We start from the raw sequence: 10,002 nt of genomic DNA, 5'->3' as shown, positions 1-10,002 counted from the left end.
TGTGGGAAGCGAACAGGCGAAGCTGGCCGGTCGTGCGCCCCCGCTCGCCGTTGAGACGGGCTGCCGGCAGGCCGGTTTCCTGCGTCCCGATTTCCGTGATGGCCGCGCCGCGCGCCTCGATCTCGTCGGCGATGGCGTTGAGGAAGGCGGCGCGCTCTTCACGCGTCGAATAGCCGTAGGACCAGAAGGCCTCTTCAGCCGCCTTTGCCGCGCGATCGACCAGATCGGGCGTGCCCACGGCGAAGTCATGCGCCGGCCCGTGCGCCGGCTCCGAGGTGAACGTGGTTTCAGTGGCGACCCAGTCGCCGGCAACGAGATGTTTGCCTGTCAGCATATGAAATTTTCCCTGTCTTTGCGTGTCACGCATCGAGGCGGAATTCGGCATCCGCCATGCCATTGAAATGTCCGTCGACGAGATAGGTGAAACCCGCTCCCGGATCCGCGGCGCGCTTCGCCTCGGAATAACCCTGCCAGGCTGTCGTCACAAGCAGGCGATCGAAATCCGTCCCCACGAAGCACGGACAGCTCGTCTGGCCGGCCGGCAATTCGTAGGTTGCGACCAGGCTGCCGTCGGGCGCGAAACCCGAAACCGAGCCGCCGCCCCAGGCCGCGTTCCACATTACCCCGTCGCCATCCATGACCGAGCCGTCGAACCAGCCCCCCAGCGGCAGGTCAGCGCCGGAGAGGAACAGTTCCGGCGCGCCCCGCGGCAGGCCGGTGGCCGGATCGAGCGCGACGCGCCAGACCTTGTTGGCCCCCGTATCGGCGAAATGGCCCACCGTGCCGTCGCGCGAAAAGCAGATGGAATTGGGAATCGAGATCCCGTCCCAGAGCTTTTGCACCTCGCGCCCGTCCGACCAGTAGATCGCGCCGGCCGCCCGTTCGGCCGTCTTGCTCATGGTGCCGATCCACAACCGGCCGGAAGGATGCACCCGCCCGTCATTGGAGCGGTTGGCGGGTTTGTCGGCCTCCAGTGCGACCAGCAGGCCGAGTGCGCCCGACGCCATGTCGCGCACATAGAGCCCGTCCTCCATGGCCAGCATCTGGCGGCCGCCGTCGATACGCGCGACCACCGATCCCATGCGCGGCAAGCAATGGGTGACCGTCTGCCCGGTGGCGAACCGGTGCTCGTGCAGCTTGCATCCGACAATGTCCAACCAGTAGGCGGTGTCGCGGGCGCGGTCGTAATGTGGCCCCTCGCCCAGTTCGCAACAGTCCGATGTCAGCTTCACCGTATTCGCCTTGACGATGGTCATCCTGGTTCCCCGCTTCGCGTCACTTGCCCCACTTGAGCGCGAGAATGTCGAGATCGCGCGCCAGATGCAGCAGGCGCTCGCGCGTGCGCGCCGACATCGGCTTGAGCGGATGGCGGACATGGTCCGAGCCGATCACCCCGCCCTCCTTCATCACCACCTTGGCGGCACGAAGCCCGCATTGCCGGTTCTCGTGGTTGATGAGCGGCAGGCAGCGCGTCCAGTGTTCAAGCGCCGCGTCGAGGTTGCCCGCCAGGTGTTCCGTGACGATCGGCTTGATCCTGTCGGGGAACATGGCCGAGGTCATCGTGCCCGTGCAGCCGGCATCCAGATCCGCCAGCAGCGTCACCGCTTCCTCGCCGTCGAACGGCCCGACGATGTGCTCGCCGCCCGCCTCGATCAACGCCGCCAGCTTGTCGGCGGCAAACGGCACCTCGATCTTGAAATAGGAAACGTTTTCCAGCTCGCGGGCCATGCGCACCAGCAGGTCGACCGGCAGGGGCGCGCCCGAAAGCGGCGCATCCTGCACCATGATGGGAATGGAGATCGCATCGCTGACCGCTTGGAAATGCTCATGGATTCCCTGCGGAGACGGGACCAGGCCGACGCCGTGATAAGGCGGCATCATCATCACCATGGCCGCGCCCATGGCCTGCGCGTCGCGTGCCCTGCGAACCACGATATCCGTGTAGAAATGGCTGATCGTCACGATCACCGGCACGCGGCCGGCCGCATGCTCCAGGCTCGCCTTCATGACGGTGGCGCGTTCCTCATCGGACAACAGGAACTGCTCGGAATAGTTGGCCAGGATGCAGATCGCGTCGACGCCCTGGTCGATCATGCAGTCGATGACCCGCTTCATGCCCTCGATATCGAGGCTTCCGTCGTCGTGAAAGGGTGTGGGCGCAACCGGGAGAATGCCGGAAAGCGGGGTTTTCATCTGTCATGTCCTTTCTGGATGAAGGTGCCGCCAGCGCATCGACGGCAGCAAGGGACTGGTCGCCAGGCGGTTCTGCCGGCAGGGAAGGCTCATCGCACCGCACCGTCATAGGCGGCGACAATGGCCCGCGCCCGTTCGCCAACGGTCGCGGCATCGTCGCCCGGCGAATAGAGCGCGGTTCCCAAGCCGAAACCGGCCGCACCGGCCGCCAGCCAGTCGCCGAAATTGTCCGCCGATGCGCCACCGACCGCGAAGACCTCGACATCGGGCGGCAGCACCGCCTTGATCGCCTTCAGCCCAGCCGGCCCGGCAAGCGAGGCAGGGAACAGCTTGATCGCTTTTGCGCCCGCGTGGATCGCGGCAAAGCATTCCGTCGGCGTGAAGGCGCCCGGCATGGAAACCATGCCATGTTCCAGCGTCCGCGCGATCACCGGCGCTTCGCAATTGGGCGAGACGACGAGCCGCCCGCCCGCCTCGCGCACATGGTCCACCTGCTCGCGCGTCAGCACGGTTCCCGCGCCGATCAGGGCCCTGTCGCCAAAGGCATCGGCCAGCCGCGCGATGCTGTTGAGCGGCCCGGGTGAGTTGAGCGGCACTTCGATCATGGCGATGCCGGCCTCGACCAGCGCCGCGCCGATCCCGGTAGCCTGCTCGGGGCGAACGCCCCTCAGGATCGCAACAAGCTTGCGCATCAGCCCATGCCCTCATCAAGCCCGGCCCGAACGGCTGCAAGGCCGGCCAGCGTCAGCGCCTCGCCATCTTCCGGCACGGCTGTCGCGCCGGCAATGTCCATCGCCGCCGCATAACGGGCAACGAGCCGGCCGGCACCGACCACATGAACGGTACCGGCCTTCCAGTAGTCACGCATCGCGGCGAGTTCCGCGCCGATCAGCAGACCGGAAAGGCGAGCCCGGCATACCGCCGGTGAGACGCCGTCGAGCAGGGCCGAAGCGCGGACCGAGAACAGGGCCGCCGTCAGGCTTCCCGGCGCGGCGATCATCTCGTCAACGGCGGCGGCGAAGGCATCGTCGTCATGCCTGTCCCCGCCCAGGGAATGGCGCAGAACGGATCGTTCGGCCATCAAGGCATGGATTTCACCGGTCATGACGGTCGAGAACGCCGTCACCCGGCCGTTGGCCAGCCGCACCCATTTGCTGTGCGTGCCCGGCATGCAGACGATGCCGTCGCTGACCCCGATGGCGGAAACGAGTCCCGCCAGTTGCGTTTCCTCGCCGCGCATCACGTCCGCCGGATCATCCTGGCAAATGCCGGGTATGATCTTCACCATGAGCCGGCTGTCGCGCGTGGGCACGGCAGTCAGCCCCGTTGCGCCGGCAGGCCGGCACGGCGCCCTGCGATAATCGGCCTCGCGCCAGCCCTGGCGCGCCCCCGCCATGCCGCATACGATCACCGGCACCGGCATGTCGCGCCCGCCGAGCCAGCCCCCGGCAAGGCGAAGCAGCGCCGCCTCGTAGGCATCCGGCCCGGAAAGCGTGCCCATGCCGTCGGCTGACGCAACGCGGTCCAGCACACGGCCTTTCGCGTCCAGCGCCCAGACCCGCAGCGAACTGGTGCCCCAGTCCACCCCGATCCAGTCCAGATCCCCGATGGCGCCTGTCTGTGCCATTGTCCTCACTCGAAAAAGGGTTCGACGGTCACGCGCCGGCCAAGCAGGAAGGCATCGGCCACATGCGCCATCGGCGAGAGATCCATGTCGATGCCGCCGGAACGCACCAGCGCCGCCATCCTGGCATAAAGCCGGGCATATTCACCGCCCAGCAGCGGATTGCTCCCATCGTCAGTTTCCTCAAGCACCGCCGATGAAGCCTGGAGATTGCCGTCGATGGCAAGCTTTGCCCCGCCTTCCGACAGGACCAGCGAGCCCTGGTCCGTTTCGACCTCCATGGTCCAGATCTGCTCGCCCTCCTGCCTGAAATCGAGTTCCGCCGTCACTGTTCCATCGGGATGGTGAAATGCTACATTTGCCGCAATCGGCGTCTCGCAATTTTCCGGAAAGAACAGCTCGCCGCCCGTCACATGGATCGGCTTGTCCAGGATCTCCGTGACGATGGAGAGCGCATTGATGCCCGGATCGAACACGCCGAGCCCGCCCGCCTGCCAGATCCATGCCTGGCCCGGATGCCACCGCCGCACATCCTCTTTCCAGATGACCTTGAGGCTTTTCAGCCGCTTGCCCTTCAGCCACGCCTTGGCAGGCGCCACCATGGCCGCTTCGCGCGAATGCCAGGTGGCATAGATCGAGACAGAGGCCTCGCGCGCCATGGCTTCCAGCACATGCGCTTCCGACAGCGACGCGCCCGGCGGCTTTTCCAGCATCACGTTTCGCCCGGCCCTGATCGCCTGCGCCGCATAGGCAAAACGCGGCACCGGCGGAAGGCAGAGCGACACCGTGCCAATGTCCGGACGCTCTTCCAGCAGGCGCCCGAAATCACGATAGGACGGCACACCGTCGACCTCGCCTTCCCGCGAGAAGGTTGCCGCCAGTTCCCACTCCGGCGAGGCCGCGATCATCGGCACATGCTGGTCGCGGGCGATCTTGCCGACGCCCAGGAGGGCGATCTTCATGCTCATGCGAATTTCCCTTGCAATTCGGCACCGCTCCGCCGGACCCGCCAGCGGCGCGTTCCCGTCAGCCCTGTTTCTGCTTGTTGTAGACGTCGAAGATGACGGCTGCGAGCAGCACGAGGCCCTTGATCATCTGCTGGTAATCGATACCGATGCCCATGATCGACATGCCGTTGTTGAGCACGCCCATCAGGAAGGCGCCCACCACCGCGCCGATGATCGTTCCCACACCGCCGGACATGGAAGCCCCGCCGATGAAAACGGCCGCGATCACGTCCAGTTCCAGTGCGAAACCGGCCTTCGGCGTTGCGGTGTTCAAGCGCGCCGCGAAGACGAGGCCGGCAATGGCCGCCAGAACACCCATGTTGACAAAGGCCAGGAAGGTCAGCCGCTCGGTTTTGATGCCCGAAAGCTTGGCCGCCTTCTCGTTGCCGCCCAGCGCGTAGACCCGCCGCCCGATCACCGTCTTTTCCGTGATGAAGGCATAGATGATCGTCAGCACGCCCATGGTGAGCAGCACGTTCGGCAGGCCCCGGAAGGTCGACAGCTTGTACATGATGAAGATCAGCGCGAACGCGACGATGGCATTGCGCGCGATGAAGAAGCTGCGCGGTTCGTCCTCGATGCCGTAAGCCTTGTTGCGCGCGCGCTGGCGCATGCCCAGCCACAGGATCACCGCGACGATGGCGGCGCCGGAAAACAGTGCCAGCACATTGACCTTGCGGGCATCGAAAATTCCCGCCAGCGTCTCGCCCAGTCCCGCCGGGAAGATGTCCGGAACGAAGCCGTTGGCGATCACCTGGAATTCCCGCGGGAAGGGGCCGACCGACTGGCCCTCCAGAAGCCAGAGCGACAGCCCGCGAAAGACCAGCATGCCCGCCAGCGTCACGATGAAGGAGGGGATTTTCCAATAGGCCACCCAATAGCCCTGGGCCGCGCCGATGAGTCCGCCCGCAACGATGCAGGTGATGATCGTGACCGACACCGGCTGATCGAAATTGACGATCATCACCGCCGCCAGCGCGCCGATGAAGCCCATCACCGAGCCGACCGACAGGTCGATATTGCCCGACACGATGACGATCAGCATGCCGAGCGCCATGATGACGATGTAGGAGTTCTGCAGCAGCAGGTTCGTGATGTTCACCGGCCGCAGCAGCGTGCCGTCCGTCACGATCTGGAAGAACACCATGATGGCGATGAGCGCGAAGAGCAGTCCGTATTCGCGCATGTGCCTGACGAGATAGGCGCCGATACCCGGGGGCTTGCCCTTCGCCATGCCAGTCTCGCCGCCGGATTCGTGAACCGCGTCCATTTCAAACTGCCTCCCGTTCTTCCGTGACGATGAGCGACATGATACGCTCCTGGCTGGCCTCCGCGGTGCTCAGTTCGCCCACGAATTCGCCCTCGTTCATGACATAGATGCGGTCGCACATGCCCAGCATTTCCGGCATTTCCGACGAGATCATCAGCACACCCTTGCCCTGCGCCGACAGCTCGTTGATGATGCTGTAGATCTCGAATTTGGCGCCGACATCGATGCCGCGCGTCGGCTCGTCGAGGATCAGCACGTCCGGTTCCGCGAACAGCCATTTCGACAGCACGACCTTCTGCTGGTTGCCGCCCGAAAGGTTGACCACCTTCTGGAAGACCGACGGCGTGCGGATGTTCATCGCGCCGCGATATTTCTCCGCGACCCGCGTTTCGGACGATTCCGAGATGACGCCGTTGCTCGAGACCGCCGGCAGGTTGGTCAGCGTGATGTTGCGCTGGATGGTCTCGTCGAGCACGAGGCCGAGCGACTTGCGGTCCTCGGTGACATAGGCAAGGCCCGCGGAGATCGCCCGGTCCACCCTCGAAACGTCCACGGGCTTGCCGCGGATCAGCACATCGCCGGAAATGTTGCGCCCGTAGGAGCGCCCGAAAACGCTCATCGCAAGTTCGGTGCGTCCGGCGCCCATCAGCCCTGCGATCCCCACCACTTCCCCTGCCCTCACGGTCAGGCCGACATCGCGGATCACCTGCCGGTCGGCATGTTCGGGATGCCAGACATTCCAGTTGCGCACTTCGAAGATCACGTCACCGGCGCGGCGCTCGCGCTCGGGGTAGCGATGCGCCATGTCGCGTCCCACCATGTCGCGCACGATTCGGTCCTCGGTGATCGCCTCGCGCCGGGCGTCCAGCGTCGAGATCGTCGAGCCGTCGCGGATCACGGTGACCCGGTCGGCGATGCGGCGCACCTCGTTCAGCTTGTGACTGATGATGATCGAGGTGACGCCCTGCGTCTTGAGTTCGAGCAGAAGGTCGAGCAGCGCCTGGCTGTCGCTTTCCGACAATGCCGCCGTCGGTTCGTCGAGGATCAGCAGCCGCACGTCCTTCGACAGGGCCTTGGCGATTTCGACGAGCTGCTGCTTGCCCACGCCCAGCTTGTCCACCAGCGTGCCCGGGGCCTCGGCCAGTCCCACTTTCCGGAGCAGCGCCTCGGTGCGCCGGAAGGTCTCGCGCCAGTCGATCAGGCCGCCAGCGGCGCGCTCGTTGCCCAGAAACAGGTTTTCGGCGATCGAGAGCAGCGGCACCAGCGCCAGTTCCTGGTGAATGATGATGATGCCGACATTCTCGCTGTCGGCAATGCCGGAAAAGGCGGCGACCGTGCCGTCATAGACGATGTCGCCCTCATAGGAGCCGGCCGGATAGACCCCCGACAGGACCTTCATGAGGGTGGATTTGCCGGCCCCGTTCTCGCCGACAAGCGCGTGGATTTCGCCTTCCTCGACGGTGAGGTTCACCGTGTCCAGCGCCTTGACGCCGGGAAAGGTCTTGGTGATCGACCGCATTTCGAGCAGCGTCGCCATGGTTCAAGCCCCGGTTTGTGGAGGATGCCGCAAGACGGCAACCCGCGCAGGAGACCCCCGCGCGGGCGCTTCATGCCTTCAGGCAGAAGCCGTCACTTGATCTGGTCCATGGTGTAGTAACCGGAATCGATCAGGATCTTCTCCCAGTTCGACTTGTCGACCGCCACCGGCTCCAGCAGGTAGGAGGGAACCACCTTGACGCCGTTGTCATAGGTCGACGTGTCGTTGATTTCCGGCTCGCTGCCCTGCAGCAGGGCATCCACCATGCCCACGGTCACGCGGGCCAGTTCGCGGGTGTCCTTGAAGATCGTGGAATACTGCTCGCCCGCCAGGATCGACTTGACCGAAGGCACTTCCGCATCCTGGCCGGTCACGATCGGCATCTTGAGGTCGCCGGAGCCGTAGCCCACGCCCTTGAGCGAGGACAGGATGCCGATGGAGAGGCCGTCATAGGGTGAAAGCACGCCATGCACCTGCTTGTCGGTGTAGTTGGCCGACAGCAGGTTGTCCATGCGCGCCTGCGCCACCGCGCCATCCCAGCGCAGTGTGCCGACCGTATCCATGCCCGTCTGGCCCGAGGGAATGGCCACATCGCCGGAATCGATCATCGGCTGCAGCACGCTCATCGCGCCGTTGTAGAAGAAATAGGCGTTGTTGTCGTCCGGCGAGCCGCCGAACAGTTCCACGTTCCATGGCTTGGTGTCGGGGAAGCGTTCCTTCAGCCCCTCGACCAGCGAGGTGGCCTGCTGCACGCCAACCTTGAAATTGTCGAACGTGGCATAATAGTCGACATTCCCGCTGTCGCGGATGAGGCGGTCATAGGCGATGACCTTGATGCCCGAGGCGGCCGCGTTCTCCAGCGCATTGGAAAGCGTCGTGCCGTCGATGGCCGCAATCACCAGCACATCGACGCCCTTGGTGATCATGTTCTCGATCTGGGCGAGCTGGTTGGGAATGTCGTCTTCGGCATACTGGAGATCGGTTTCGTAGCCGGCCTCCTGGAATTGCTTGACCATCGAATCGCCGTCGGAAATCCAGCGCGCCGATGACTTCGTCGGCATCGCGATGCCTACGGTACCCTTGTCCTGCGCCATGGCCGGGCCGGCCAGCACGCTGGCGCCGACGACAAGCGACGCCATGACGGAAATCAGTTTCCTCATCGAATTCCTCCCGAGAGAACGGCGCGCGCCGCCGTTGGTATGGGGTCAGCCATGCGCGCCATGTTGGCGGACCGTTTCGATCCGGCAGGCAGGTTAAGGACCGTACCGCTTGCATTTCAATTGCACAGATTGACAATCTGCATACCAATCCCGATAAGCAGTTGAATGCAAAATCTCGTCAACCGCCTTCAGATCCGCGATTTCCGCCTTGTCCGGGCCATTGCCGAAACCGGCCAGCTCGCGCTCGCCGCCGAACAGCTCGGCATGACACAGCCTGCCGCCTCGCGGCTTCTCGCGGCCATTGAGCGCACCATGGGCGCGCCTGCCTTCCTTCGCCATCCGAAGGGCATGTCCGTGACGCCCATGGGCGAAATCCTCGCCCGCAATGCGGTCACCCTGCTCAACGGCATGGAACAGACGGCCCGTGAAGTGGAGGCGGTGGGGGCTGGCCGCGCCGGCACCATCCGCGTCGGCTCCGTCACCGGCGGTGCCGTGGCCCATGTGGTGCCCGCCATCCAGCAACTCAAGCGCGATGCCGACCGCGCCGACATCCATATCGATGTGGCGCCGAGCGACGTCCTGATCGACGGCCTGTTGCGCGGCGACTACGATTTCGTTCTCTCGCGTGTGCCCCCCGGCACCGATGCCCGCCAGTTCATCGTCCGCCGTGGCCGGGTCGAGGTCATTCACTTCATGATTCGTCGCGGCCATCCGCTTCACCGGGCAAGAACGGTGACCCTCGATGCGCTGGAGGGCTATGAATGGGTCATCCAGGCGCCGCACACTCCCATGCGCCAGGCCGTCGAAGAGGCCTTCATCGCCAAGGGCATTTCCCTGCCGCGCGAGATCGTCAATTCCACCTCGCTGCTGGTGATGATCGCCTACCTGGCCTCCACCGATGCCATCGCCCCGGTTTCGCGGGAAGTGGCCGATCTCATCGGCGCCGGCGGTGCGGCCAGCGGCTTCGCACGCCTCGAACCGGACGAGCCGATCATCGTCAATCCCTATCACCTGATCGCACGCAAGAATCACGCGCCGAGCCCGCTTGCGGCCCGGCTCTGGGATCTCATTCGCGCGGGACTGGCCGGGGAGACCGGGGAAGCCGCCTATCCCGTCGAGGCCGCCGGCTGAGACGAGCCGGCGCCACCGTGCGTGCCCCGTCTTGGAAACCGGCGCGATTGCGGCTATGCCGTCGAGACGCTGCCGCCTTG

General features: G+C 65.0%; 10 protein-coding genes. 1 reads left to right on the top strand and 9 read right to left on the bottom strand.

Annotated features, from left to right (window positions below):
• The 9 genes from R3D65_RS12500 to chvE form a co-directional block, all read right to left on the bottom strand.
• Positions 1-334: aldehyde dehydrogenase family protein (locus R3D65_RS12500; protein ID WP_371275551.1), on the bottom strand; the 334-nt coding region annotated here is incomplete at its 3' end.
• A gap of 25 nt (positions 335-359) precedes the next feature.
• On the bottom strand, positions 360-1,256 hold the full coding sequence (locus R3D65_RS12495) for an SMP-30/gluconolactonase/LRE family protein (RefSeq protein ID WP_371275550.1): 897 nt from the start codon (positions 1,254-1,256) through the stop codon (positions 360-362).
• A 19-nt stretch (positions 1,257-1,275) separates the two neighbouring features.
• Positions 1,276-2,193: a dihydrodipicolinate synthase family protein gene (locus R3D65_RS12490; RefSeq protein WP_371275549.1), complete on the bottom strand. Its 918-nt coding sequence runs from the start codon at positions 2,191-2,193 to the stop codon at positions 1,276-1,278.
• Between the two features lie 89 nt (positions 2,194-2,282).
• Positions 2,283-2,885: a 2-dehydro-3-deoxy-6-phosphogalactonate aldolase gene (locus tag R3D65_RS12485; protein WP_371275548.1), complete on the bottom strand. Its 603-nt coding sequence runs from the start codon at positions 2,883-2,885 to the stop codon at positions 2,283-2,285.
• A complete protein-coding gene (locus R3D65_RS12480) occupies positions 2,885-3,820 on the bottom strand; it encodes a 2-dehydro-3-deoxygalactonokinase (protein ID WP_371275547.1) in 936 nt (311 codons plus the stop codon). The genes R3D65_RS12485 and R3D65_RS12480 overlap by 1 nt, the downstream gene beginning before the upstream one ends.
• A 5-nt stretch (positions 3,821-3,825) precedes the next feature.
• Positions 3,826-4,785 (bottom strand): Gfo/Idh/MocA family protein, encoded by a 960-nt coding sequence (locus tag R3D65_RS12475; protein WP_371275546.1) that lies wholly within the window; start codon positions 4,783-4,785, stop codon positions 3,826-3,828.
• A gap of 58 nt (positions 4,786-4,843) precedes the next feature.
• Positions 4,844-6,094: a multiple monosaccharide ABC transporter permease gene (gene mmsB, locus R3D65_RS12470; protein WP_371275545.1), complete on the bottom strand. Its 1,251-nt coding sequence runs from the start codon at positions 6,092-6,094 to the stop codon at positions 4,844-4,846.
• A gap of 1 nt (position 6,095) precedes the next feature.
• On the bottom strand, positions 6,096-7,631 hold the full coding sequence (mmsA, locus tag R3D65_RS12465) for a multiple monosaccharide ABC transporter ATP-binding protein (RefSeq protein WP_371275544.1): 1,536 nt from the start codon (positions 7,629-7,631) through the stop codon (positions 6,096-6,098).
• A 92-nt stretch (positions 7,632-7,723) separates the two neighbouring features.
• On the bottom strand, positions 7,724-8,791 hold the full coding sequence (chvE, locus tag R3D65_RS12460) for a multiple monosaccharide ABC transporter substrate-binding protein (protein WP_371275543.1): 1,068 nt from the start codon (positions 8,789-8,791) through the stop codon (positions 7,724-7,726).
• A 165-nt stretch (positions 8,792-8,956) separates the two neighbouring features.
• Here chvE and R3D65_RS12455 point away from each other — a divergent pair, with 165 nt between their 5' ends.
• Positions 8,957-9,922, top strand: coding sequence for a LysR family transcriptional regulator (locus R3D65_RS12455; RefSeq protein WP_371275542.1), 966 nt, complete (start codon positions 8,957-8,959; stop codon positions 9,920-9,922).
• The last annotated feature ends 80 nt before the right edge of the window (positions 9,923-10,002 follow it).

The organism is Zhengella sp., assembly GCF_041397485.1.
Taxonomy (GTDB): Bacteria; Pseudomonadota; Alphaproteobacteria; order Rhizobiales; family Rhizobiaceae; genus Zhengella.
The sequence above is the reverse complement of the archived record's forward strand: the minus strand, read 5'-3'. Positions and strand labels throughout refer to the sequence as shown.

Bases quoted from the DNA above. Each gene is read 5' to 3' on its own strand.
- R3D65_RS12495 (WP_371275550.1), bottom strand. From the start codon at position 1,256: ATGACCATCGTCAAGGCGAATACGGTGAAGCTGACATCGGACTGTTGC.
- R3D65_RS12490 (WP_371275549.1), bottom strand. From the start codon at position 2,193: ATGAAAACCCCGCTTTCCGGCATTCTCCCGGTTGCGCCCACACCCTTT.
- R3D65_RS12485 (WP_371275548.1), bottom strand. From the start codon at position 2,885: ATGCGCAAGCTTGTTGCGATCCTGAGGGGCGTTCGCCCCGAGCAGGCT.
- R3D65_RS12480 (WP_371275547.1), bottom strand. From the start codon at position 3,820: ATGGCACAGACAGGCGCCATCGGGGATCTGGACTGGATCGGGGTGGAC.
- R3D65_RS12475 (WP_371275546.1), bottom strand. From the start codon at position 4,785: ATGAGCATGAAGATCGCCCTCCTGGGCGTCGGCAAGATCGCCCGCGAC.
- mmsB (WP_371275545.1), bottom strand. From the start codon at position 6,094: ATGGACGCGGTTCACGAATCCGGCGGCGAGACTGGCATGGCGAAGGGC.
- mmsA (WP_371275544.1), bottom strand. From the start codon at position 7,631: ATGGCGACGCTGCTCGAAATGCGGTCGATCACCAAGACCTTTCCCGGC.
- chvE (WP_371275543.1), bottom strand. From the start codon at position 8,791: ATGAGGAAACTGATTTCCGTCATGGCGTCGCTTGTCGTCGGCGCCAGC.
- R3D65_RS12455 (WP_371275542.1), top strand. From the start codon at position 8,957: ATGCAAAATCTCGTCAACCGCCTTCAGATCCGCGATTTCCGCCTTGTC.